The sequence below is a fragment of the Ornithinibacillus gellani genome (assembly GCF_003730295.1).
GTDB lineage: Bacteria > Bacillota > Bacilli > Bacillales > Amphibacillaceae > Ornithinibacillus_A > Ornithinibacillus_A gellani.
This window is the reverse complement of sequence record NZ_QTSZ01000049.1, coordinates 1-24,382: the sequence shown is the minus strand read 5'-3', so window position 1 is coordinate 24,382 and position 24,382 is coordinate 1. Positions and strand designations below refer to the sequence as shown.

The following is a 24,382-nucleotide window of genomic DNA, read 5'->3' as shown; positions in this document are numbered from 1 at the left end:
TATCTCACCACTAATCTTAACTCGTTAACGCAATGTGATACTAACAATTTCACGGTCGGATCCGACTCGCATGGGCATTCCCCAAGTTCCAACGCCAGATGTTACGATAATTTGCGGACGATCAGCGTTTTTTTGATCATGTCCATAATCTACTTCAAACAAAAGATTGGTAATGAGATTTCCCGGAAAGATTTGCCCCTTATGTGTGTGACCGGACAGTACTAAATCAATATGCTCATCGTACTGTTCCAGATTGGATGGGGTATGATCCATTACGACAATGGGCATATTTTTATCATCAATAGTGGACAGGATATCCTTTATTTCTTTCCGCTCCAGTCCGTCAAAACCACCAATTGGCGATGGGTCTACCCGCCCAATCAATATGAGTTGTTCATCGATAACTACATACTCATCCTTCAGTAGCTTGATATTACTTTTTCCCAGGAATCGGACCATTTCATTGAACGTTTTTCCGGCATCATGGTTTCCAAGACTTGCATAAACACCATACGTCGTCGAAATTTGCTTGAGCATGTCCATGGCCTTCTCCGGATCTTTTATTTCGTTAAAATTATCATTAAATATATCCCCTGCCATCGTTACAATATCTGGTTTCAAATCGTTTATGCTTTTCACGATGTCCTCCAGATATTTTTCAGAATTCACAGCCCCCAAATGCAAATCACTTATCAAAACGACTTTTACATCCTTGGATAACGTGTCTTCTTTTAATTGAACCTCATAAGAAACATGTTTAAGCTGATGAGCATGAAATATGCCATACCCAACGAAAGCAGTTGTTAATAACACGACAGCCAGGCCTGTATAAAAACGAACACGGACTGGTATTGGGTTCGGGATGATCTTCACGCCACTTCCGATAAATAACAATAAATCAGTCAAAATTAGAAAGATAAATAAATAGATGAAAATCCCCATCCAATAAGCGCCAATCCAATTAATTAGATGTTTCCCAACAAAATCAAGAGGCATAAAGGAAATCACCAAAGTCATAGCAATCAACGCATAAACACCCATATAAAGTGTTTTATTTACAGATGGAAATAGCAGACAAAGCCAACGATATAATCTTCCAGCAATATAATAATTCACGCTTCCATAGACGAACAAAATAAATAAAACACCAAAAATCATCCCCATTTTTCCAACGCAACCCTTTCCAGCTAATCCTTCATCATTTACAGTATACCTTATACATAATATAACAAGTATCTATTAATTGATGATTCTTTACATTAGATATTTCTATGAAAATGGATTCTTTATCATTCAAGTGAATGATATGAATTTACTTGCTATAATTGTCTTATAAAGTGAAACTCCACTTACTATTCTTGTGATCAACAACAATTATTGATGTGGGGGCTTACAGCCAGTTAATCTGTGATAAAGTGAAACTTCAATCAGTGGGGGTTTACGCACTTCAACCACTGATTGTTAGTTGAACCAATCAGGCCTTTACTGGCTGTTGCCCCTCCACTTACTATTCTTTTAGCAACAACAATTCTTGATGTGGGGAAGCTTACAGCCAGTTAATCTGTGATGACTGAAATAGAAACGAGGAAATGTGATGAAGACATATAAAGGTTATTTAATTGATTTGGATGGAACGATGTATCGTGGAACGGAAGTGATTGAATCAGCGGTAGAATTTATCCGTACATTAGTAAATAAAAATATCCCTTATTTATTCGTAACGAACAATTCTTCCAAAACGCGCTCAGCTGTTTCGAATGCTTTAAATGAAATGGGAATCATTTGTACACCAGACCAGGTGGTTACAACTAGTTTAGCGACTGCGAATTATATAAAAAAGAATAATGAAAATGCCCGTTGTTACGTCATTGGTGAGAAGGGGATCATGTCTGCCCTTCAGGAAAATGGGTTTACGCTAACGGATGAAAATCCGGATTACGTAATTGTCGGTATTGACCGGGAGATCAGTTATGAAAAGTATGCGAAAGCTGTACTTGCTGTTCGAGCTGGAGCAACCTTCATTTCCACAAACGGGGATGTTGCAATCCCGACAGAGCGTGGTCTGCTGCCAGGAAATGGTGCCCTAACAAGTGTGGTTACTGTAAGTACAGGGGTAGAGCCCTTATTCATCGGGAAACCAGAGTCCATTATTATGGAAGAAGCTTTATCTATTTTAGGTCTATCAAAAGAGGAAACTTTAATGGTCGGGGATAATTATCATACGGATATTTGTGCCGGTATCAACGCAGGAATCGATACATTAATGGTATTCACTGGGGTTACCCCTTTTGAAGCCTTGCCAAATCTTGATGTACAACCTACCTATCATGTCCAACGTTTACAAGAGTGGATTAAACATATGTAAACTAGCCCTATCAAACAATGAAAGATATAGCTTTCACACCATATCTTTCATTGTTTGTTTTATATTTAGTTGTTGGACTCGTAATCGACTGCAATTTCTAATGTTTCCATGGGATCATTGGCTTGATGATTAATTTCATATACAGTTTTCCCTTTTTGCCAACGTATCGTTGTTTCAGCACTGTCTTTAAATCCGCTTATTTTTACTACACCACGTTGTTCAGGCGGTGGAAGCATATGACGCTCCAAATATTCTACAATAGATTTTGCCATATCTGTTCCATCCTCATATTCATCAATGGCATATTGTGAATCCAAAGGGAAGTCAATGACAAATAACCATTTTCCTTCATTCCACGAAACATATTCATGTCCAGCAGCTCCTTCGGTGAGCGCCTTCATTCCATAACCCAAATCTGTATTCGTTTGTTCAACCGTTTCATAGTCTCCTACTGCATCAATCGCTTCTTGTTCACTTGAAAAATTCTCTTCTTTTACGTTACTGGCATCTTGAGATTCCTTGTCAGAATCATTCGATTGGTCATCTGCTTCTTCCTCATCTGATGTATCTTCCATATCACCTGTGTCCGGACTAGAATTGTTCCCTGCCTCGTCTGTCTCCTCTCCAGATTCCATTTCATCTGAAGTAGTCTGATCGGACTGATTCGTATGATCATTTGATTCGGTCTGATTATCCTTCTGGCAAGCAGCCAACAAAAGAACGAAGGAAATAAGCCCAATCATGATGATTTTTTTCTTCATGTAATCCTTCCTTCCACTTGAATTCACAAAGTTTTTTTATCATGTAAATATTTTTCCCTGCTCACCATTTATAAAACTACTATTTAAAAATGTTACCTTAGCATTTACTCCCCTTCGCATGATATTGGATTGTGCATGTCACATTCCAATATGATCACTGCACTCCCTTTCATGGTTTAATTTCACGTGCAATACCAGTTATCTTGATTGAAGAAGTACAAACTTTTCCTCGTCATAAGTTATCAACTACATATTGTGTTCCGGAAAATCTTATGATATTCTACCATTATTGTTAACCATAAATAATAGAGGTTAACAATAAAATTAAGGGGGGGGGTAAAAATGAAAAATAGATTCACACCGCTTAACTTAACACTCGGCAGCTTATTCGTAGCTCTAACTGCAATCGGAGCTAATATTACAAGCATCATCCCAGGATTAGCTGTTGGTGGCGTACCAATTACGTTACAAACTTTTTTTGCTGTATTGGCAGGTCTTGTTTTAGGCAGCAGACTAGGTGCATTTTCCATGTTCGTGTACATGATGCTCGGATTGGTTGGTGTACCAGTTTTTGCACAATTTAAAGGCGGCCCGATGTCCGTCCTATCACCAACGTTTGGCTTCATATTATCGTTTATTTTCATTGCGTATATTGCTGGAAAAATCATTGAAAGGAAACAAACAACCTTGTCATATATAAGTGCTTCTCTAATTGCAACAGCACTAAATTATTTGATTGGGACAAACTTAATGTACCTTGCATATATGTTCTGGTTCGAGGCTCCCTCAGGATTTACATATAAATTGGCATGGATATGGATGCTACCACCATTACCGAAAGATATTATTTTAGCTGTCGTTGCTGGTCTGCTTGCTTATCGTCTACATCGTAGTGGAATAACCAAGTATCAGACCTCGATGGAAAAAAATAGCGCATAGGAGGAGTAATATGGATTGGAATATACTTGCCAGGAAGGTCATAAATGGCTATGAAATTATTGAAGAAGAAGCACTATCTATACTCGATTGCCCGAACGAAGAAATTTTACAGCTATTGGAAGGTGCACGTATAATACGACATCATTATTATGGGAATAAAGTAAAGTTAAATATGATCATTAATACGAAGACAGGTTTTTGTCCGGAAAACTGCGGTTATTGTGCACAATCCATCGAATCAACGGCGCCAATACAGAAATATCGTATGCTTGATAAGGAAACAATTATCAACGGAGCCGAGAAAGCTGTCGAGTTAAACGCAGGGACATACTGCATTGTTGCAAGCGGGAGAGGACCAACCAATCGCGAATTGGATACCGTTACAACGGCGGTAAAAAAAATTAAGGCAAAACACGAAATCAAAATCTGTGCATGTCTTGGCATCTTACGTCCTGAACAAGCAGAAAAATTAAAAGAGGCAGGCGTGGATCGCTATAATCACAATATTAATACATCGAAAAACCATCACCCAAACATCACGACCAGTCATACATATGATGATCGCATCCGTACGGTTGAACAAGTAAAACATGTTGGTATCTCTCCTTGTTCCGGTGTGATTGTAGGCATGAAAGAGGACAAAAAAGATGTCGTACAAATGGGACAAGCATTGAAAGAACTGGATGCAGATTCCATCCCGGTAAATTTCCTACACGCGATTGATGGGACTAAATTGGAGGGAACGCATGAATTATCACCCATGTACTGCTTGAAGGTTCTTAGCATGTTCCGCTTCATGAATCCAACAAAGGAAATTCGCATTTCCGGCGGACGTGAAGTAAACCTAAGAAGTCTGCAGCCATTCGGACTATTTGCAGCTAATTCTATTTTCATTGGTGACTATCTCACAACCGCTGGACAAGAAAGTAATAATGATATACAAATGCTTGAAGATATGGGATTTGAAATTGACTTTTCAGAAAAAGTAACAGTTTAACGGAAATAATGAAGCATAGATGTTTCTATAGTGAAACTTCAATCCGTGGGGTTTTCGCACTTCCCCCACGGATTGTTAGTTGAACCAATCAGGCCTTTACTGGCTGTTGATCCCCCACTTATAACCCTTGTTAGCAACGAGAATTCTTGATGTGGGGGGCTTACAGCCAGTTAATCTGTGATAAAAACAGTGAATCATTAAAAACGAATGAGCCAAATCCTTCATGTCAAAAGGATTTTGGCTCATATTTATTTCATAAGGACACAAAGTAGCATAGTATGCTTATTTTTTTGACAATTATTTTTTATAAGTATATAGTATAAATAATGTTAGTTAGACTAACTAACACATTAAATATAAATTATCCAAACTTAAATCTGTGAGGTGCAACATGCAACAGAAAAAAACAAATACATCCAATCGTATATTGCAATTAGCTCTTCCATTGATAAAAGAAAAAGGATTCCATTCTGTGACGATCAAAGAAATTGCCGACGCAGCAAATGTAAGTGAAATGACCGTGTTTCGCCACTTTGAAACGAAGAAAGGAATTGTAGAGGCTGCCATCGAAAGGAATACTTTTATCCCAGCGTTCAAGCAAGCATTTGATCAGAAAATAGTGGGAGATTTAGAACAGGATTTGTTGTTAATTGCACAAGCATATCTTGATTTAATGCTGAAGAATGAATCAATTTGTTCAATCGCTATTCAAGAACGAACAACCATGCCTGAAATAATTAATCTGATATCTGATAACACAGAAAAACTAAAAAGCTATATAACAAATTATTTTCATCGGATGCAAAAAGACGGAAAGATGATCCAAACGGATGCATATGCACAAGCATCTATGTTTTTAGCTACATTATTTAGTTATTTTATATCTACTGCTTTATGGGATGGCAAATTTATCAATACATCAAAGGAGGATTTTATTAAAAACAGTGTCAAAACCTTTTGTTACGGAATTAAAAAGTAAAGGAGGTATCAAAATGAATCGTTTAAATAAAAAGATTCAATTATCACGGAACATTTTCCTTATTTTCACGTGGGTATTTGCAATTAGTGTTGTTATCCAGACATTTATTGCAGGTCTCGCTATTTTCACCGATTACTCCTATTGGTCGTACCATACAACTTTTGTCATTTGGTTTCAATTTATACCAATCTTACTACTTGTACTATCTTTTACTGGACGTCTTCCAAAGCTTATTCGCTGGCAAGTGGTTGGATTATTTTTGCTTATTGTCCCACTTCAATATGCCAGTATCCATATTCCAGGAGCGGGAGCAATACATCCAGTCATCGCTTTGATATTATTCTGGCTTGCAATAACAGTCATAAAGAAAGTAGGAAAACTAAATATCACAGATAACTGACACACCCTTCTTTATCACCTACCATACTGAATCCTTTCGTACAACAACATGCGATCCCAATTGTAGAACCTGCCTTTTGCAACATGATACGAAAACATGTGAGTGATTGGCTGCTTATTATCGCAAATCACTCACATGAAAATCTTTACAACCCATTTATAAAAACATCCTATTATGTTGCACCAAAACGAATAACATCCAATCGCTTAAACCGTAGCCCCACCAACCGGAATTTCCTGATTGATTAAACTATTTACATCTAATGATTCGGTTGCAGGTAATTCTCTGACAACCCGATTAACCAACCAGTAGAAGGAAACGAGTAAAACAACTACCCCGCTTAGCGCAACCACTTGTGCACTACCAATCCACACTCCTAAACTACCACCTAGTAGGTGACCAATTGGGGCTGCTATTCCGGAAAGACTAGTAGCTGCCGTGAAAATTCGGCCTATCATATGCTTTGGAGACACCTTTTGCAAAGTAGTTAACATCACAATATTTAATGCGCCAGCCGGTATCCAAGCAAGCATATAAAGGGTCAATGTCAGCCAGGCAATCGGCACCAATGCAGCTAAAGTCCAGCAGCAGCCAGCGAATACATAGCCAATAATATACATTTTTCCTAATGGCAAGCGCTCTAATTTAAGGATAGGTGCGAGTAAGGCGCCGGATAAACTACCAATGGCAGATGCCATAAGCAAAAATCCGACATATTCCGTACCCCCAATGACCAGCCCGAATTCAGGAAAAACGGCGACTGTAGCTGCAGATACCAAATTCAATACAATGACACCATATAATAACTTTTTGATAAAGCTATTGAACATGATAGATAGACCTTCTTGTAAATCTTCACGATACTTTTTGATGATATCAGGAATCGGCTGTTTCCTTTTTCCCTGTTTGTTTTTGACAGTTGTATTCGTGATGCGAAGGCATAGAAATATAATCGCACCGATAAAAAATGCAGCAGCGTTTACGAGGTATAAAGCAAATGGTCCGATTGCAACGAACAGTATTCCCGCTAAACCATTAAACGCAATATCAACACCTTGGTATGCCATCGAGAATAAGCTGTTTCCTTTTGTAAGTTGACCTTCAGGTAAAACCTTAGGTAAGGCTGCAAGTTGGGCTGGATAAATGAGTACATTGAAGGTTGAAATAATCGGCGTCAATACCAACACGAGTGTAACGGATAGCATATTGACCGTTGCTGCAAGCGGAATGATTAATAGGAGTCCCGCTTGAATAAATTGTGTTCTAACAAGTAAAGACCGAATCGGAATTTTATCAATGAGGGGACCTGAACAAAACTCAACAATCCGTGGAAAGATAGACAAAAACCCCGCCAATCCCGTATAGAAAGTCGATCCGCCCAATTCATAAATCAAAAGCATAGCAGCAACAGAATACAAGCTATCACCAATGTTTGAAACAATTCTTCCAAAGAACATCAGACTGAAATCTCGATACTTAAATATACGCATTCCATCCCCATCCTTCTTTTATTGGTTGTCAGACTCCTTTTCTTCCCTGGAAATCAAATTAACACCCAAAACAAATTCTTCCGCATCGATATTGTCGGCTGAAGCTGACTTGCGTACCCATTTTTCCATTAGTGCACGGAACTCCTTTAAAAGTGTATCCTGGTCTTCTTTTTTGAGCTGCAGTGCTAAACTCATCTGTGTAGCAGATTTTGCATTAAAATCGGGATTCAGTTCAGGATAAACAGATATCGAGCTATCAAATGCGCTAGAACGAGCTAAATAATACTTTTCCACCACCCCACCGACTGGTTTCTCCTCCACGAGATCAATTAACTTCCCTTGGTGCAATTGCTTCATATGGTAATGTACATTTCCAGGCGATTCACCAATCTGTGTAGCAACCTGTTTAGACGTTTTAGGCGTTTCAATTAGAACACCTAAAATTTTTACTCGCAATGTGTTACTTAATAATTTGGCCTGTTCAACTGATATAGGCATTGGCTGGTTATTTTTATGCTTCATATATGATTCCTCCCGGTTGGACTTATATTTTTTCCATTGTTGGTTCCATACAATCTAATTAATTTTATCAAACTAATAAATTAGATTGTAAAGCAATTATAATGTTAACGTTTGTAAATGTAAAGCCTAATTGTAAATAAAAATTTTTATTATTGGCTATGAATAACCAAACGATAATGAAAAGGTCAATCAAAAGCTATCTTTGATTGACCTTTTCATACGTTTCTGAAGGAAAGATTTTACTAATGTAAGGGTAATCATAGGTTATTAACCATAGCAGCCTTCATAAGTAGCACATATTTAAAGTATTTCTATATACCCTTCTGTTCCATTCACCCTTATCCATTGTCCATCTCTAATGATATTCGTAGCATTTTCAACACCAACTACCGCCGGAAGGCCATATTCACGCGCAATCACTGCCCCATGAGTCATTAATCCACCAACCTCTGTTACAAGCCCTTTTATTGACACAAACAATGGGGTCCAGCTTGGATCAGTAAACGAAGTGACTAGAATATCTCCATCTTCCAGATTAGCGTCTTCTATATTCAAGATGACACGTGCTCTTCCCTCTATAATTCCGGAAGAAACAGCCAGTCCCGCTATTGCCTTTTCCGGTATATTCACCCTTTTGTAATCACCTGTAATTATTTCGCCGTCAGATGTCATGACGCGTGGCGGATTAAGTTTTTCATAATATCTGTATATATGTTTTCGTTCACGAATGATTTGATAATCGAGCTTTTTAGATACAATGACTTCATGCAGTTCCTCAAACGTGAGATAGTATATATCTTCTACTTTCTCCATAACATTATTATTCACTAGTTTTTTTGCTTCCTTTAACAAAGCCTGCTTATAAATATAGTAGTGGTTAATCATAACGTACTTGGGATATTCCCTATAACCGCTAAAATTCCTTATCAAGTTGATCATTTGCTTTGTTTTTTCAGCTTTTTGTTTACCATTCGGCAGTTCCTTTAAACGATTTAGTAATTCTTTCTCTTTTGTTAATGCAACATGTTGCCCGTTCTCAAATATCCGTTTACTGGCATGAGGTTCAAAATTTTTAATGTTATTAAGAATCATTGGTATAAGCGTAGCTGGTTTCTCCAGCCAGCGTTCCTTGGTAATATCGATTTCACCGCTACATCGCATTCCGTATATGCGGAGAAATAAATAAATGGCATCTTTTGCTTCTTGGCCGCCATCAAACTGAACGATTTCCTCCAAAAAGTCTTCTTCAGTTACTTGCTGCAAATAATCAATTATTTCCGGATATGGTCGAATCACATCGGCAACATCCAATAGTGCTAATCCCATTTCTGAGGTAATATTGTTCGGTACAGACTGTGATAGCGCATCTGCTGAATTTATTTCACCTAGCCACTGATTCATCTTTTCATTCATCCACGATGAGGCATTTTGTGCTGCCATAATTACACTCATGCTTTGTGATTCCGATAAACTATTTCTTAATTTCTCAATATCCTCTTGAATAAAATTAAATAATTCGGTGCCTGATTTCCTCTCAATGTTTTGCTTTAGCTCATGTATCATTGCTTGACTGCTTCTAATCAATTCAGAGACAATATTGGGATCATTCTCAATTGTTGGTTGAAAGTCGACTGATGGCAATGTATTGTCCTTACCACGCTGGCTGTCTTCGACTGATTTTATAAAGCCTGCTCGTTCTGCCGCAGTCATGAGCGCGTCTTTTATAAGCGGATCAGATTGTCCCAAGGTGTTTAGCAAGTTTTCTCTACTTTCTGGTGAAGACAATGGTGCTGTTACATCAACAAATAGTCTTCCTCCAGCTGTACGCATAGGAGCAGGTGTGGTTAACATGTAAAACGACAATCCCAACGGTTTTATAGGATCTGTCATCATTTGCTGGTGTCCAACAGATACATAAATATGTTGATCCTGGCTTCTTTCGACTTCCGGGATAGGATACAAAGTGGTAATGGGACGGCTTTGAACAATATAGAATGAACCATCAGCAAAACACCATTCAATATCTTGGGGATGACCAAAGTATGCTTCAATTTTTCTGCCAATCTTTTCAAGTTCAAGTACTTGCTCGTCTGTTAGCGTAGACAGATTCTGTTGCTTTGGCCCTAAATTCCTTTCTTTCGTACCCCCTTCCTCCTTAACATCTATTGCCAGCTTTTTTTGAGAAATCCGCCTCTTCATAATTCGCCCATCCCGCACTTTATAGTTGTCTGCTGATATTTGGCCAGATACGAGTGCCTCACCAAGACCAAAACCAGCATCAATTGACAGCACCTTTCGATTCGAGGTTATTGGATCAGCTGTAAATAATATTCCAGAAGCTTGCGAGGAAATCATCCGCTGAATCACAACGGACAAATAAACCTTTTGATGATCAAACCCATTTTGAATGCGATAAATCACTGCACGTTCTGTAAATAAGGATGACCAGCACTTTTTGATATGTTCAAGGATTGCATCTTTTCCTTTGATATTCAGAAAAGTATCCTGTTGTCCTGCAAAGGAGGCTTGTGGCAAATCCTCCGCAGTTGCACTGGAACGTACCGCATAAGCATGTTCTAATCCATACTTAGTGAGACAGTCAGATACATCGTTCAGAACTGCATCAGGAATGTTAGACTTTAAAATAACTTCTCGAAGTTTCCTACTGACTGCCTTAATCTTTACTTGATCCTCCGCTTTAAGCAGTGCAAGTTCTTTAAGCAACTTTTGAAAGTCTCGGTTTGATTCAATCGTATCTTTGAAAGCTTCTGTCGTAATACAAAATCCTTCTGGAACCTCTATTTCTGAAATCTTTGTAAGTTCACCTAAATTGACCCCTTTACCTCCAACTGTCATTTGCCAGTTATGATTAATCTCATGAAACTCCACTACATACCGATTCATTATTTTCCTCCTATTTATCAGCTGGATATTTCTAAAAGCCAAAGAACCATACGCCATAGACTGTAAGAAAAATAGACTAAAATGCTAATTTATTGATGATCTAATGGAACAAGGGAATGGATAGATACAGATTATTTATCTTAATTGCCCTTTGCTGATCTAGGAGTGATCATTTAATTAACATATTCCAATCTCCATGACTTCCGATTCATTCTTGCTTATGCCTATTAACAATTAGTGGGTAAGTACAAAAACCCACTGATTGAAGTTTCACTTTATCACAGATTAACTGGCTGTAAGCCCCCCACATCAAGATTTTTTGTTGATAACAAGCATTGTAAGCGGGGGATCAACAGCCAGTAAAGGCCTGATTGGTTCAACTAACAATCAGTGGGTAAGTACAAAACCTCCCCACTGATTGAAGTTTCACTTTATCACAGATTAACTGGCTGTAAGCCCCCCACATCAAGATTTTTTGTTGATAACAAGCATTGTAAGCGGGGGATCAACAGCCAGTAAAGGCCTGATTGGTTCAACTAACAATCAGTGGGTAAGTACAAAACCTCCCCACTGATTGAAGTTTCACTTTATCCCTCATACGCCTCTATTAAGGTTTTTATATCAATTTTCTTCATTTGAAGCATTGCTTTCATAACGCTTTCCGATTTTTCCGGATTCGGATCACTTACCATCTCACTTAGAGTCGAAGGGATAATTTGCCAGGATACACCGAACTTATCTTTTAACCAACCGCAATTTTGAGCGTTTTCATCTCCGTCTTTGGAGAGTTTTTCCCAATAGTAATCTAGCTCATCTTGATTCTCGCAGTGTACAATAAATGATATTGCTTCAGTAAATTTAAATAGTGGGCCGCCATTTAAAGCTACGAATTCTTGTCCGTCCAGTTGAAATTCCACTGTCATCACAGTTCCTTCTGGTATCCCATGGATGTCATGACCTTCTTTTCCATAGCAGGTCATTCTTCCTATCTTTGAATTGTTAAAAATAGAAGCGTACAACTCTGCCGCCTCTTCAGCTTGTGTATCAAACCACAAGTTTGGTGTGATTTTTTGGATTTTGGTATTCATAGATTTTTTCCCTCCTGGATATTCAAGCGTTTTAGTAAGTTTATTCCGCATAAACAGCTTTTACATATAATACTTTTTTACAGTAAGTAATATATTTTTTCGTTTAATGGTGCAGAAATACGTTCCAAATCAAGAGTGAATAATGTTCCATTTAGGGTTATCTACTTTAGGTTGATACTGCGTCGTTCTTCGAATAGCAGCAATCATAGTCATTCATTAGCTCCATCTCTAACATGATCACATCCAATTCTAGTTCTCTGAAATACTTGAAATTCCTTTTCCGCCTATAGGTAGTGATGCATTCATTTTTTCCAAACCCACAATGATAGGTTTTGCTTTTTGGATTAGTGTCTGGGACGCTTCCATCGACAAGGAAGCTTGATGAGCCTGCGCGTCCCTCCATACTTCGTGAACGTAGATTGAGTCGGGATTGTCTGCATCTAAACTAATGACATACAACTCACATTCATTAACTTCCTCCATCGACTTCGATGCCTCCAACAGTATTTCTACCAAATCATCCCTTTTCCCTTCAATAGTAGTAAATTTGTTATACAAACCGAATTTATTCAATATCATTCCTCCTCATAAAAGTGTGTGAAATAAGGTGATTTCCTTTAACTTCAGTAAAATTCTTCTTTGCCTCCACAAATTGGCTTTCATTCGTTTAAAAACTTTAAAAATTTGACTGTTTGTCATTCAATATAGAAAGCGAGATTCTTCCAGTGTAGAACGTAAACCTATTTCATGATTTTCTTTTCGTATTCCTTCAGGTACGTTTTCACAAATGATAGTTACTTCGGTCCCTCCCAAAACACCCTCTAGAAGTCATTTTTATGTTATTTCACCGAAAAACTGGATCCTCGGATTCGAATGTACTGGTAATTCAATTCGTTTGTCGGGACACCATTTGCTCTTCTTCACAGGCGAATACGAGCAAGCACTAATCTTTTAATGTCATCCGTAGCATTTCAACAAACACAGTGGCCGAACATCAGACGATGCTATAGAAGAAACGCTACAAAGGAGGATGCTCTCTTTTTACTACAATCTTTTAGGCACTTATTCGCTTCTTTTTGAATGGCAACAAGCATCAGATTTATTAGAGTACTCATATTCATCATGGCGGCGTAACCACGTTTTACCGTTGCCATCACTGCGACCGGTTGGCTGTTCCCAATCCTCCTGTCTCCCCAAAGCCGTTAAATCGAGATAGTTAAACATACCAATCAGCATATCCGTTCCGCGTGCATACGTCGTATACGTATGATAAATTTTTTCACCATCACGTAAGAATGCGCTTACAGCCGGAACCTCCATAGACTGACCGGAATCAACCGGGACACCTTTCTGAAGGAGTTCATCCTTGTTCATATAGTTATATTCAATCGCAGTGACTGATTCATCCAGCGTAGCGTGAAAATCATAATTAAAGTCGCTCCCATGAGACGAATACCATGGAATGTCCCAACCCATACGTTCCTTATAGTTTAGAAGTTTAGAAAGTGGAGCACGGGATATAAAAGCAAGTGTTGTATTACGTGCATGCAGATGGGCAAGATGACCGATGTTATCTGCAGCGAGCGAGCATGCCGGACAACCTGCTTCCCAATCTGGATCGAACATAAAATGATGCACGATAAGTTGCGGACGCCCCTCAAATAAATCAAGTAAGCCAACTTCACCTTTAGGACCATCCAACGTATAGTGCTTATCTATTTCTACCATCGGAAGGTGACGACGCTCAGCATTCAGCGCATCTCTTGCCCTCGTAAATTCCTTTTCCTTCATCAACAATTCTTTACGAGCCTGAAGCCATTCTTCCCGTGACACAACATTCGGCAATTGAAAATAGTTTTGATTGCTGTTCATATCATCTTCTCCTTATTGGTTTGAGATTGTTTTACGCATTTACTATAGATTTCATTTCCATGGCTAAATTATCATCTTTACCTCCTGAAAGTCTTTACACTTTTCCTGTTTTCTGTATAGAAATCATGGCTTATCATATAGACCGTAAACAATTCATAAGCTTTTTAAGGTCCATTTTCACGTCAGAGCAACTTTGGTACCTTCCTCAACATCTTCTGAATCCAATTTTTATCTCATCTCACCTGCAAAAACAGCTCTCCGGAATCGAATATTAATGATCCAACAATTCGCTTCAGGATCCAATCTCAAAATTCCCCTTTAGATGCATCCATTATTTAAAAAACGCTTCAGCAATTACATAATTCTCCAGGATAATAATAGAGACTCCAACATATAAATAGCTTGTTCTTCCGCTTTCTCAGGGCCAAAAATTTCTGCAGATGAGGTTGCTCCTTCCAGTAATAGCATGATCTGTGAAGCAATGGTGTCACATTGTGTTAGGCCTTGTTTCAAAGCTATACTTTCAATATATTGAAACAAATCATTTTTATGGTTTCTTACAATAGCCTCAATTTGATTGTCTGTATCTGCATATTCTTCAAGAGCCCGAAGAAACATGCAGCCGTTCTTTCCTTTTTCATTCATCCATTTCCCATGCCCCTTAACTATTTGTAAAAAAGGAGTCCGAGGATTTTTTTCAACACTAGCATGTAGATAATTCCAATATTGAATTTCGCATTGTTTGAGAACCTCCTCAATTAACCGTTCCTTCGATGTAAAATGATTATATACTGTCATACCTGCTACATTCGCCTCTTCAATAACTCGCTTCATTCCAACTGCATGAAATCCATGATTATAAAATAATGATTCTGCTGATTTAAGTATGGCTTTTTTCTTTATAGATTTACTCACTTTATTATTCCTTTCTATAAATTATATAGAACGTTAACTACAATTTAACAACAGTAAAATAAATCACAAGGGTATTTTTACCTATTTTTATTATTATTTAATAAACAATATATGCCTTTATACAGTATTTTTCCTTGCATCATTCAGAAACCTTTTGCTTGCAAAATACGGATAGCAGTGTTGAAGTATATGAAATAGATAATGAGGAGGATACGTATGAATTCCGCTAAAAAAGTTTTAATTACTGGAGCCGGTGGAAATATAGGCACTGCCTTAATTCCTTATCTGAATGAAAAATTCTCTCTCACATTGGGTGACAAAGACACCTCAAAACTGCAGAAGTGGGTAAAATTTGGACACGAAATAATTCATTTAGATATCAGAGATATTCACGCCTGTCGTAAAGCCTGTAAAGGTATAGATACAGTTATTCACTTGGCAGGTGACCCTTCCCCTCATGCAAATTTTGAGACTGTACTAAAGGTAAATATGGAAGGTACTTATCATATTTTCAAAGCAGCCAAAGAGGAAAATTGCCAAAGAGTTATTTTTGCCAGCAGTGCGCAAGCTGTTGAAGGATATCCAATTGATACCCAGGTTCAGCCGGATATGCCTGTACGCCCTAAAAATTTGTATGGAGTAGGCAAATCTTTTGGCGAGGCACTTGCAGCTTATTTTGCTTACCAGGAAAAACTACCAAGCATCGCAATTAGAATTGGCGCATTTGATGCAGTTTCTAACGTTGGCACAGATTTAACAGCTAGAGATATGAGTGCCTATATTAACCCGGAGGATATGTGTCATTTAATCGAACAATGTATCCTAACTGACCTGCAAAGCCCCTTTGAAATTATCCATGCTGTTTCAAATAATCGATTTAAGAGATTGGATATATCAAAAACGGAAGAAGTTTTTAACTATCGGCCACAATATGATGGTTTTAAAGAATGTGGATTTATTTTTAAAGATTAAATGATGAACATCTCTAATCATTTATTCCAATTACCTTTTATCGGTACGAACAAAATCGTTGGTGAATACGGTGACATCTATGATATATATCACGACTTCAAAAACGCTAGAAGGAAAACTACTTGATCATTAAATATAGAAACAATCAGGGAATCTACTTTATTTGACGGTATTGTTTTTGTTTTAGCCTATGAAAAAACGAATTCAATATAACCATCCATAATTCATTGGGGGAGCGAACGACAAATGGAGTTAGTATGTTCAACTCCCCCTACGTCTCTTAACCAAAAACAAAATCCCCTACCAGCATTTTATTTTTGGTATGGAAACCTATATTTTCAGCTTATTTCAATCTTGGAATGACATACTCATGAAGAACGGTTTTGTGTTATTTTTTTATCAGTTAAAATTAAAACGGATAACATCACGATACTAAGCACTATAATAAACAAAAAGGACAAGTATAACGACATGAAGCCTTCAAATGTCTCATCAAACTCCAATAGTGCAACGTCAGATTCATATACTCCCCCCAGAGCAATGTATCTAACTACTTCCAGATAAACGATATGAAATAGGATATTTGTCCATAGTGAACCAGTATATGCTCTATAAAGCTGAAGGGCAATTCCAAACGCAAAAAGTAAGATGAAATAATCTATTGTTATTGCAAAGGGCTTATCAAAGAAGATGGACTCCATCGCTATCACTGTTATTGGTACACCAATAAAGATGAATGGTTGTAAAATTAATGCTGTAAAAAATCGGAACTTCTTTTGCAGCTCTTCAAATATTAAACCACGTATAAAAACTTCTTCCGGGAATGCCTCGTACAAAAATGCTGTTAATGTATTGATTAAAATGGAAATGAATACACCTGTTGTCAAGTTCAGCTTAAGATTTTCAATCCCACCAAATAAATAAGCTGTTAAAATTCCCAATCCAAGCAGAATAAATGGCAACATCATGCCAATAATCATCTTGGGTGTTGATTTTACACCTTTTAGTCCGATGCTTTTAAAAATATTGGGACTTTTTCCTCTCAAAATGTACAGCACAAGGAGCGTTAATCCAGTAAAAATCACACCTTGCAGAAGAATAGCTACTTTTCGGTCCATATTCATTGTTTCAATTAAATATCGTCCAACTGTCCCTGATACAAAGAGAAATACCGATACCAGAATAAAATACAAAAATAATCGACTAACCCTAAATTTCCATGATTCCATTTAGATGCTCCTTTGTAAGATACTTTAGGATATGCGTATGTATATCCTTCCATCCGCATTCATCAATAGCGGGAAATAATTCCCTGAACAAACCACTTAATCTCTGCTAGGATAGTAAATATCTAAGGTGCATGTTAATAATAATAACGGTCCATTTCTCCTGGTGCTTATTCAGTCACCTATGTAATCTTTGTATTCATTGACACTTGTTAAAATAATGATTCGTATGGAACTTTTCAGTGATGTGGGTTGATTTAAATATTCTAATTCCTTTTAAAACCCCATTGGTTTTCATTCTCCGCATCTGCCAGATTTCTATCATTAAAGCCAAAGAAAAAAGGATGAATCACGAAGATTGCATCCTTTTCAACATGATCAAAAAATTCATTTCATTTTTTCCGTAAAGGAGAAACGTATCCTTCGCCTGTCGTTGTTTTTTTCATGATAAACGTACAGTGCCATATTTATTGCCCTAATTCCTGCTGGGCTGCTGTCGGAATTTCTTCCCAGGAAACTTCGTCATATGAAGAGACCTCATTTTCTTTTTTTACATATAATTTCAAGTATGCTTCTTGCCTTAATTCTTTATTTGCGGAAAACGCTACGTCCACTACGTTTCCTTCTTCATCGTATGCAGGGAGTTCATACCAATAGCGTGTTATTATTTCCCCTGTATCAATCTTTTGTTCCTCTATATTAGCAGGTTCTCCAATTTGAACATAGACATGATCCTTTCCTAACCGATTAAAGTCAACTCTGGCCAGTATGACTACAATGACCAGTAATAAAACAACTCCAATTCCAATGATTTTTTTCATTTAGTTTCCCTCCTGAATCGAATGAAAGATGGTCTTATGAAACCCTTGAATGGTGATAAAATAATACAAGATATAAATGAACACATAGGTCGCCATCCAAATGACGACTGGGATTAGTAGGTTCATTTGCAATAGATTAGAAAATGCGACTAAAGCAACTGTACCATGCAATAATCCAAGAATAAGTGGTGCAAGAAATACGAATCCTACCTGGTTACGAATCGTACGCTTTATTTCTTTTTTGGGCACACCTATGTTATATAATATGGAATACTTATCCTTATCATCTTCTGCTTCTGTCATCATCTTAAAGAAAATGATACTGCCAGTAGCTACAAGAAAGACGAGACCTAGGAAGCTACCAACAAACAACATAACTCCTGTTCCTTCTAAAGTATCTTGATAATTTTGTACGGCGCTGGAAAAGTCTACTGTTGATGGCTTGGCTTCCAGCTCCTTAGACAAGTCGATATGCGTTTTGTAATTATCTAATTGCACGGCCTGATAGGTTATTTCTTCAGCATGCAATGCATTGTACACTTCATCCTGGGTAACAATGACCGTACCGGGCAATGTGGAAAGATTAAAGATTGATTCTCCATACATTTGTACAACCTCATAATTTACATCCTGAAGCGAAACGTTCGCTACCTCTTCCATCCATTGCTCATTATAAAACGGTTCTACCATGGCAACTTTACCTTTGGTGAGATTTAAAGCAGTCTGCTCCCATTCGAGCGCTTTAGCCAGCTTCTCAAAGGTAGACTGATCGATAACGGTATATTCCTTCTCCATTTGCTCGCTGTTTACCCGAATCGTCTTCGTATCCACATGAATCGATTCTTTTACGATAGATGAATCGATATTTTCTTCATGTCCTTGCCACATAAAGGTAAATGGAGTACTTTGTTCTACCGTTTTCCCCGTGTCATAATACACCCCAAACACGGCACCTCCAGCTGTTATCGTTGTAGCGCTTAACGTAGCAATAATGGTTAATGTTTTTGCATTTCCACGAATTCGATACAACAATTGGGAAGCTGTCATTAAATTAAGGCCCTTCCATGCCCAAAACTTTCTATTCTTCATCCGATGAAGGACGTATACCAATACACTGTTAAAGATTAAAAACGTACCTAGTACAGTTAAAGCAATGATGACAATTGGCATAGCCAGACCTAAATAACTCCATACTGGTGAAGTTAAATCTTGCAAGGCTAACCAATACGCTGCCACCAATGCAGCAAGTCCGAGGATAACGGATATCGCCTTAGCTACCGGTAAGTCTTCTCCTTTTTTGGAGGCTTGAAATAAATCAATCAGTTTAAAGCGATAAATGATTCTATACCCTTGCAATGATGTGAAAAGGAAAATAATCATGAACACAATCATTGTTTCGATGATAGCGTTGGATGAGAATACGAAACCAATCTCGATATTTAATCCCATTAACTTTAACAGTAGCGACAGTAATAATTGTGATAAGAAGAAACCTGCTACGATCCCCACAATCAATGAGATGATTCCTATGACCATATTTTCAAAGAACAATAGAAAACCAATTTTTTGTTTGCGTACACCCATTAAGGAATATAATGCTACTTCCTTCTTTCTTTTCCTCATAAAAAAGGCATTGGAATACAGAATAAAGATAGCAACAAAAATAATAAGCACAAATGCTGAAGCATTCATAATACCGCTTATTTGTTTGGATTCCTCTGCCAATTCACTAATATCACCGCTATATTTTAACGTTGCAAAGGTAAAAAATATAACGATGGAAAAAATGGTTGAGCCAATATATAGGCCATAGCTTTTCATGTTTTTCCGGATATTCTTTAGAGCGATATTAAATAACGTCATGCCCGCCACCACCTAGCTGTGCCAGTTCTTCTAAAATCATTTGATAAAAAGCCTTTCGTGAGTGTGTACCACGATTCATTTCTTTAAATAAATGCCCATCACTGATAAACAATATTCTTCTGCAGAAGCTTGCTGCAAATGCATCATGGGTAACAATCATAATGGTTGTTTCCTGCTCTTCATTTAAGGAGCTCAAGGCTTGTAACAAGTCCGTTGCTGACTTGGAATCGAGTGCTCCAGTAGGCTCATCTGCAAAAATCAATTTCGGGTTAGACACGAGTGCCCGACAAGAGGCAGTCCGTTGTTTCTGACCACCAGAAATTTGATATGGATATTTATCCAGGATGGCTGCAATTCCAAATGCTTTTGCCATGGATTCAACCTTTTCATCCATTTCTTTCACGGGCAATTTTGCAATGGCAAGTGGTAATACAATATTTTCACGTACTGTTAATGAATCCAATAAATTATAATCCTGAAATATAAATCCAAGATGATCTCTACGAAAATCAACCAGTTGATTTCCTTTCATTTTTGCTACATTTTCATCTTCTATATAAATATCACCTTTAGTAGGGCTGTCAATTGTCGCCAATACATGAAGTAATGTTGACTTTCCGGCCCCAGATGGTCCCATGATTCCTACAAATTCACCATGGTCTATCGTAAAGGAAATATCCTCAAGCGCTTTAAACGTATTCGTTCCTTTTCCAAAAACCTTCTCCACATTTTTTACTTGTAATAAAGATTCCATGATTCCCTCGCCTCTTTCTTCATGTTAACTTTACTATACTGCTCGATCCTTAAACGATAATCACATGAACCTTACATAATCCTTAAATTCTTTTTTTCTTGAAAGTTCCTGTTAAGATAGAATAAATAGGCACATATGAACCAGCATGAAAAAGGAGATAAACATGGTAAAACAACCACGCATTCTCATTGTTGACGATGAACAAGACTTATGCCAATTAATGAAAACAAGCTTAACAAAAGAAGGGTTTTCTGACATTGAAACGGCCGCTTCCATAGAAGAAGGCTGGAATAAATTTCAGGCATTTGAACCAAACCTCATCATCTTAGATGTAATGCTTCCCGATGGAGAAGGTTATGATTTATGTAAAAAAATCAGAGAAGTTTCACGTATCCCTATTCTGTTCTTGTCTGCTAAATCCGATGAAGTGGATAAAATATTAGGACTGGCAATCGGTGGGGACGATTATATTACGAAACCTTTTAGTCCGAAAGAAATGGCCTATCGAGTGAAAGCACAACTCAGACGTGCTGGCGTATATGCCATAGAAGCAACTGGACAGGCAGCAATAGCCAAGTCAACTGTCGTCGGACCTTTTGAAATCAATTCGGATGAAACGGAAGTAAAAAAAGATGGACATGTACTTGAATTAACCGCTAAAGAAGTTGGATTAATGGCATTATTTATGCGGAACCCAAACCAAATCCTAAGCAAAAAAACCTTATTTCAAAAGGTATGGGGCGAAGATTTTTATGGAGCCGATAATACTTTAATGGTGCACATCCGCAGGCTACGGGAAAAGATTGAAGACATTCCTTCTAATCCTGCCTATATTTTAACCGTAAAAGGGCTTGGTTACCGATTTGTACCAACTAACGGAAATAGATAACGGAATCGTTGTAAAGTGGCAAAGATACAAGGACTTTCTTATTAGAAATGGGGATTGAAAATGAAATGGAAGCTAACTGCCAGATACTTATTATCCATTTTAAGCATTGTATTTATCGTAACCATTGTAAACACGATACTCTTATTTGGCCTGTTCATTTATCAATCCTACCAAAATACAGATCACTCAGAAAGCAGCTCCAGTGAAGCTTTTGCACGCACATTCAAAAACTACTTAACATTACTGGATGATTCACCTCACGTTACAGCAGAAGGAAAGAAGGCTTTAGACGAGTTTGGTGCTTGGCTGCAAATTTTAGATGCCAATGGACATGTCATTTCGTCCTATCAAACACCAAAAAATGTTGCGACAAACTACACACCTTTTGAACTTGTCCATAAATACAAGTACATGGATGATGATTTAAATACGTACTTTATAGGCGAATATGAAGGTTATAGTTACTTAATTGGTGTGCCTAATTCCAATGAAACACGCGAAGTATTTATGCTGAATCCATCCAAACTTGTTAAAAATGCTTCGCAGTATTTGGTCGTCATTATCATCGTCGACTTAATGATTGCCGTAATCATTGGCTTCTTATTCAGTACTATTTTAACAAAACCCGTGAATCGTATGATTGAACGAATTAATGAACTAAAGGAACATCGATTTCACACCGAAAAACCAAAACGTCCAGGCATATACAAACGGGTATTTGCTAATTTAAACAATGTTTCAACGACATTGCAGGAACATCAAACAGAACGAATGAAATTAGAAAAAATGCGAAATGATTGGATAAGTAATGTCTCACATGACATCAAAACACCACTCGCCTCTATTCGCGGTTATGCAGAACTCTTAGGCAATGACAATGTAACGCCGCTTGAACGCCTAAAATATGCAGAGGTAATCGAGCGCCAGTCGCTTTATATGAAGGAGTTATTAGATGACTTCAATCTGACCATGCGACTACGAAACCAGGAAATGCCGCTGCAACGACAAGAAACAAATATGGAAGACTTTGTCCGGGAAATAGTCATTGACTTATTAAATGATCCACAATTTCGCTCGTCACAAATTCATTTTGAAAGTGAAAATAGTGAGCTAAACTGGAATATAGACCAGCATTTGATGAAGCGTGCCCTGCTTAACTTTATATACAATGCCTTCATTCATAATGATGAACGGGTAGAAGTTTTTGTGTATATTTTAGATGATGCCATTGTGATACAAGACAATGGTAAAGGTATTTCCCCCGAGGAACAGGATCAAGTTTTCGACCGCTATTATCGCGGCACCAATACGGAACATATCAGAGGAACCGGTCTAGGTATGGCCATTTCCCGAGATATTATCGAAGCACATGGTGGAAAAATTAAACTAACGAGCCAAGTTGGAAAAGGAACGACAATTAAGATAAAGCTAGAACAGGTTTTAAAGTAATACCTAAACCAAACAAAAACCCTCTTATATCAGTCCAGATCAGCTGATGATATAAGAGGGTTTGTTTATGTGTTATATGTCATCACCTGCATGAAACAGTGCCTTTATTTTTTTGAAACTGCTGTAGCTAGAGCCTACAAAATGACGTAAAATCTATGATAGGAACTATAACTTCATAAGAAAAAGGTGGACGTAATGATAGAGAACATGGTTAAAAATATTTATTACAAGATTGACGAAGAAAGAATAACAAAGGCGTTAAAGGATGACAATTATAATGACGCATTAATATTATTCAAATATTCTTCCCTATCAAAAGCAGAATTCGATACGTTAATGAAAGAAATCAATTCAGATACTCCACAAGAAAGAACACAAACACAAAGTAGCGATATATGGAGTCAAGTATTAATTAATATATCCTCAAAGGTCACATCTTCTAATTTTGAAGCGTGGTTTAAACAAAGTAAGGCGGTATTTAAAGATGATTCTCTAACTATTTATTGCACAAATATTCTCCAACGTGATTGGTTAGAGGAGTTCCATCGAGATTTCATTTCCCAAAGTGTAAAGGAAGTTACCGGGAAAGTGTATAAAATTTTTATTGATACAAAAAGAAATTAAAGTGAAACTTCAATCAGTGAGGGTTTTCGCACTTCCCCCACTGATTGTTAGTTGAGCCAATCAGGCCTATACTCGCTGTTGATCCCCCACTTACCATTCTTGTTATTGGATAGGTTATACTTAACTAGACAGATTCATTAAGGTCATATAAACTTGGTTCAACGGATATTGGAGGAGAATCAACTATGACTAAAAGAAAGCGAAGAACATTCACTAAAGAATTCAAAGAACAAATTGTTAAGCTTCATGCCTCGGGAAAATCAAGAGCCGAAATTATCAAAGAATATGAGCTGACGCCTTCTGCCTTTGATAAATGGGTTCGCCAACACAAGACTTCTGGATCGTTTGAAGAAAAAGACAATCGGACTCCCGAGCAAGAAGAATTAATCAAGCTTAGGAAACGCAATCAACAATTGGAAATGGAAAATGATATTTTAAAGCAAGCCGCGCTGATCATGGGACGAAAGTAGATGTGATTCGCAATAATGCTCACAAATACTCGGTATCAGCAATGTGTGACGTCCTACAAATTCCAAGAAGTACGTATTACTA

Annotated in this window: 22 protein-coding genes and 1 pseudogene; 10 read left to right on the top strand and 13 right to left on the bottom strand. The window is 37.5% G+C overall.

Features of this window, described 5'->3' with window-relative positions; genetic code table 11:
- Window positions 1-24 precede the first annotated feature (24 nt).
- Complete coding sequence (locus tag DX933_RS14930; RefSeq protein ID WP_123317247.1) at window positions 25-1,164, bottom strand: metallophosphoesterase; 1,140 nt, start codon at window positions 1,162-1,164, stop codon at window positions 25-27.
- A gap of 430 nt (window positions 1,165-1,594) precedes the next feature.
- Here DX933_RS14930 and DX933_RS14925 point away from each other — a divergent pair, with 430 nt between their 5' ends.
- Complete coding sequence (locus DX933_RS14925; protein WP_123317246.1) at window positions 1,595-2,365, top strand: TIGR01457 family HAD-type hydrolase; 771 nt, start codon at window positions 1,595-1,597, stop codon at window positions 2,363-2,365.
- Window positions 2,366-2,430: 65 nt separating this feature from the next.
- Here DX933_RS14925 and DX933_RS14920 read toward each other — a convergent pair whose 3' ends face one another.
- Window positions 2,431-3,126: a midas domain-containing protein gene (locus DX933_RS14920; protein ID WP_123317245.1), complete on the bottom strand. Its 696-nt coding sequence runs from the start codon at window positions 3,124-3,126 to the stop codon at window positions 2,431-2,433.
- A 342-nt stretch (window positions 3,127-3,468) separates the two neighbouring features.
- Between DX933_RS14920 and DX933_RS14915 the strand changes: the two genes are divergently transcribed.
- The 4 genes from DX933_RS14915 to DX933_RS14900 all read left to right on the top strand — a co-directional run bounded on the left by DX933_RS14915 (window position 3,469) and on the right by DX933_RS14900 (window position 6,441).
- On the top strand, window positions 3,469-4,065 hold the full coding sequence (locus DX933_RS14915; protein ID WP_123317244.1) for a biotin transporter BioY: 597 nt from the start codon (window positions 3,469-3,471) through the stop codon (window positions 4,063-4,065).
- A gap of 10 nt (window positions 4,066-4,075) precedes the next feature.
- Window positions 4,076-5,062 carry a biotin synthase BioB gene (bioB, locus tag DX933_RS14910; RefSeq protein ID WP_123317243.1) on the top strand — a complete coding sequence of 329 codons (987 nt, stop codon included), beginning with the start codon at window positions 4,076-4,078 and terminating at the stop codon, window positions 5,060-5,062.
- Between the two features lie 391 nt (window positions 5,063-5,453).
- The gene (locus DX933_RS14905) at window positions 5,454-6,041 is read left to right on the top strand and encodes a TetR/AcrR family transcriptional regulator (protein ID WP_123317242.1); all 588 of its coding nucleotides are present in this window, start codon (window positions 5,454-5,456) and stop codon (window positions 6,039-6,041) included.
- A gap of 13 nt (window positions 6,042-6,054) precedes the next feature.
- The gene (locus tag DX933_RS14900) at window positions 6,055-6,441 is read left to right on the top strand and encodes a DUF6220 domain-containing protein (RefSeq protein WP_123317241.1); all 387 of its coding nucleotides are present in this window, start codon (window positions 6,055-6,057) and stop codon (window positions 6,439-6,441) included.
- 206 nt (window positions 6,442-6,647) lie between these two features.
- Here DX933_RS14900 and DX933_RS14895 read toward each other — a convergent pair whose 3' ends face one another.
- The 7 genes from DX933_RS14895 to DX933_RS14865 all read right to left on the bottom strand — a co-directional run bounded on the left by DX933_RS14895 (window position 6,648) and on the right by DX933_RS14865 (window position 15,232).
- Window positions 6,648-7,931 carry an MFS transporter gene (locus tag DX933_RS14895; RefSeq protein WP_123317240.1) on the bottom strand — a complete coding sequence of 428 codons (1,284 nt, stop codon included), beginning with the start codon at window positions 7,929-7,931 and terminating at the stop codon, window positions 6,648-6,650.
- A gap of 18 nt (window positions 7,932-7,949) precedes the next feature.
- Complete coding sequence (locus DX933_RS14890; protein WP_123317239.1) at window positions 7,950-8,453, bottom strand: winged helix-turn-helix domain-containing protein; 504 nt, start codon at window positions 8,451-8,453, stop codon at window positions 7,950-7,952.
- 300 nt (window positions 8,454-8,753) lie between these two features.
- Window positions 8,754-11,357 (bottom strand): phosphoenolpyruvate synthase, encoded by a 2,604-nt coding sequence (ppsA, locus tag DX933_RS14885; RefSeq protein ID WP_123317238.1) that lies wholly within the window; start codon window positions 11,355-11,357, stop codon window positions 8,754-8,756.
- 587 nt (window positions 11,358-11,944) lie between these two features.
- Entirely contained in the window at window positions 11,945-12,445 is a 501-nt protein-coding gene (locus DX933_RS14880; RefSeq protein ID WP_123317237.1) for a VOC family protein, read from the bottom strand.
- Between the two features lie 249 nt (window positions 12,446-12,694).
- Window positions 12,695-13,024 (bottom strand): putative quinol monooxygenase, encoded by a 330-nt coding sequence (locus tag DX933_RS14875; RefSeq protein ID WP_317843097.1) that lies wholly within the window; start codon window positions 13,022-13,024, stop codon window positions 12,695-12,697.
- Between the two features lie 483 nt (window positions 13,025-13,507).
- Window positions 13,508-14,317 carry a DUF899 domain-containing protein gene (locus DX933_RS14870; RefSeq protein ID WP_123317235.1) on the bottom strand — a complete coding sequence of 270 codons (810 nt, stop codon included), beginning with the start codon at window positions 14,315-14,317 and terminating at the stop codon, window positions 13,508-13,510.
- A 354-nt stretch (window positions 14,318-14,671) separates the two neighbouring features.
- Window positions 14,672-15,232 (bottom strand): TetR/AcrR family transcriptional regulator, encoded by a 561-nt coding sequence (locus DX933_RS14865; RefSeq protein ID WP_123317234.1) that lies wholly within the window; start codon window positions 15,230-15,232, stop codon window positions 14,672-14,674.
- 216 nt (window positions 15,233-15,448) lie between these two features.
- On the opposite strand from DX933_RS14865, the gene DX933_RS14860 reads away from it, so the two are divergent.
- A complete protein-coding gene (locus DX933_RS14860) occupies window positions 15,449-16,204 on the top strand; it encodes an NAD-dependent epimerase/dehydratase family protein (RefSeq protein WP_223805992.1) in 756 nt (251 codons plus the stop codon).
- A 368-nt stretch (window positions 16,205-16,572) separates the two neighbouring features.
- Here the strand turns inward: DX933_RS14860 and DX933_RS14855 are convergent, their stop codons facing one another.
- The 4 genes from DX933_RS14855 to DX933_RS14840 form a co-directional block, all read right to left on the bottom strand.
- The gene (locus DX933_RS14855; protein WP_123317232.1) at window positions 16,573-17,433 is read right to left on the bottom strand and encodes a CPBP family intramembrane glutamic endopeptidase; all 861 of its coding nucleotides are present in this window, start codon (window positions 17,431-17,433) and stop codon (window positions 16,573-16,575) included.
- Between the two features lie 464 nt (window positions 17,434-17,897).
- A complete protein-coding gene (locus DX933_RS14850; RefSeq protein ID WP_123317231.1) occupies window positions 17,898-18,251 on the bottom strand; it encodes a YxeA family protein in 354 nt (117 codons plus the stop codon).
- Window positions 18,252-20,114, bottom strand: coding sequence for an ABC transporter permease (locus DX933_RS14845; RefSeq protein WP_123317230.1), 1,863 nt, complete (start codon window positions 20,112-20,114; stop codon window positions 18,252-18,254).
- Entirely contained in the window at window positions 20,101-20,868 is a 768-nt protein-coding gene (locus DX933_RS14840) for an ABC transporter ATP-binding protein (protein WP_123317229.1), read from the bottom strand. Before DX933_RS14840 ends, DX933_RS14845 begins: the two co-directional genes overlap by 14 nt.
- Before the next feature lie 163 nt (window positions 20,869-21,031).
- Here DX933_RS14840 and DX933_RS14835 point away from each other — a divergent pair, with 163 nt between their 5' ends.
- The 4 genes and pseudogenes from DX933_RS14835 to DX933_RS14820 form a co-directional block, all read left to right on the top strand.
- Window positions 21,032-21,757 carry a response regulator transcription factor gene (locus DX933_RS14835; RefSeq protein WP_123317228.1) on the top strand — a complete coding sequence of 242 codons (726 nt, stop codon included), beginning with the start codon at window positions 21,032-21,034 and terminating at the stop codon, window positions 21,755-21,757.
- Between the two features lie 60 nt (window positions 21,758-21,817).
- The gene (locus DX933_RS14830; protein WP_123317227.1) at window positions 21,818-23,206 is read left to right on the top strand and encodes a sensor histidine kinase; all 1,389 of its coding nucleotides are present in this window, start codon (window positions 21,818-21,820) and stop codon (window positions 23,204-23,206) included.
- Window positions 23,207-23,401: 195 nt separating this feature from the next.
- Window positions 23,402-23,830: a DnaA N-terminal domain-containing protein gene (locus DX933_RS14825; RefSeq protein WP_123317226.1), complete on the top strand. Its 429-nt coding sequence runs from the start codon at window positions 23,402-23,404 to the stop codon at window positions 23,828-23,830.
- 185 nt (window positions 23,831-24,015) lie between these two features.
- Window positions 24,016-24,382, top strand: a pseudogene (locus DX933_RS14820) (transposase); the annotation flags it as partial.

What these genes read in the sequence shown, in the direction of transcription:
- DX933_RS14840 (WP_123317229.1), bottom strand. Translation starts at nt 20,868, where the DNA reads ATGGAATCTTTATTACAAGTAAAAAATGTGGAGAAGGTTTTTGGAAAA.
- DX933_RS14845 (WP_123317230.1), bottom strand. Translation starts at nt 20,114, where the DNA reads ATGACGTTATTTAATATCGCTCTAAAGAATATCCGGAAAAACATGAAA.
- DX933_RS14895 (WP_123317240.1), bottom strand. Translation starts at nt 7,931, where the DNA reads ATGCGTATATTTAAGTATCGAGATTTCAGTCTGATGTTCTTTGGAAGA.
- DX933_RS14880 (WP_123317237.1), bottom strand. Translation starts at nt 12,445, where the DNA reads ATGAATACCAAAATCCAAAAAATCACACCAAACTTGTGGTTTGATACA.
- DX933_RS14835 (WP_123317228.1), top strand. Translation starts at nt 21,032, where the DNA reads ATGGTAAAACAACCACGCATTCTCATTGTTGACGATGAACAAGACTTA.
- DX933_RS14900 (WP_123317241.1), top strand. Translation starts at nt 6,055, where the DNA reads ATGAATCGTTTAAATAAAAAGATTCAATTATCACGGAACATTTTCCTT.
- DX933_RS14905 (WP_123317242.1), top strand. Translation starts at nt 5,454, where the DNA reads ATGCAACAGAAAAAAACAAATACATCCAATCGTATATTGCAATTAGCT.
- DX933_RS14920 (WP_123317245.1), bottom strand. Translation starts at nt 3,126, where the DNA reads ATGAAGAAAAAAATCATCATGATTGGGCTTATTTCCTTCGTTCTTTTG.
- DX933_RS14875 (WP_317843097.1), bottom strand. Translation starts at nt 13,024, where the DNA reads ATGATATTGAATAAATTCGGTTTGTATAACAAATTTACTACTATTGAA.
- DX933_RS14870 (WP_123317235.1), bottom strand. Translation starts at nt 14,317, where the DNA reads ATGAACAGCAATCAAAACTATTTTCAATTGCCGAATGTTGTGTCACGG.
- DX933_RS14830 (WP_123317227.1), top strand. Translation starts at nt 21,818, where the DNA reads ATGAAATGGAAGCTAACTGCCAGATACTTATTATCCATTTTAAGCATT.
- DX933_RS14930 (WP_123317247.1), bottom strand. Translation starts at nt 1,164, where the DNA reads ATGGGGATGATTTTTGGTGTTTTATTTATTTTGTTCGTCTATGGAAGC.
- DX933_RS14915 (WP_123317244.1), top strand. Translation starts at nt 3,469, where the DNA reads ATGAAAAATAGATTCACACCGCTTAACTTAACACTCGGCAGCTTATTC.
- ppsA (WP_123317238.1), bottom strand. Translation starts at nt 11,357, where the DNA reads ATGAATCGGTATGTAGTGGAGTTTCATGAGATTAATCATAACTGGCAA.
- DX933_RS14890 (WP_123317239.1), bottom strand. Translation starts at nt 8,453, where the DNA reads ATGAAGCATAAAAATAACCAGCCAATGCCTATATCAGTTGAACAGGCC.
- DX933_RS14925 (WP_123317246.1), top strand. Translation starts at nt 1,595, where the DNA reads ATGAAGACATATAAAGGTTATTTAATTGATTTGGATGGAACGATGTAT.
- DX933_RS14825 (WP_123317226.1), top strand. Translation starts at nt 23,402, where the DNA reads ATGATAGAGAACATGGTTAAAAATATTTATTACAAGATTGACGAAGAA.
- bioB (WP_123317243.1), top strand. Translation starts at nt 4,076, where the DNA reads ATGGATTGGAATATACTTGCCAGGAAGGTCATAAATGGCTATGAAATT.
- DX933_RS14855 (WP_123317232.1), bottom strand. Translation starts at nt 17,433, where the DNA reads ATGGAATCATGGAAATTTAGGGTTAGTCGATTATTTTTGTATTTTATT.
- DX933_RS14860 (WP_223805992.1), top strand. Translation starts at nt 15,449, where the DNA reads ATGAATTCCGCTAAAAAAGTTTTAATTACTGGAGCCGGTGGAAATATA.
- DX933_RS14850 (WP_123317231.1), bottom strand. Translation starts at nt 18,251, where the DNA reads ATGAAAAAAATCATTGGAATTGGAGTTGTTTTATTACTGGTCATTGTA.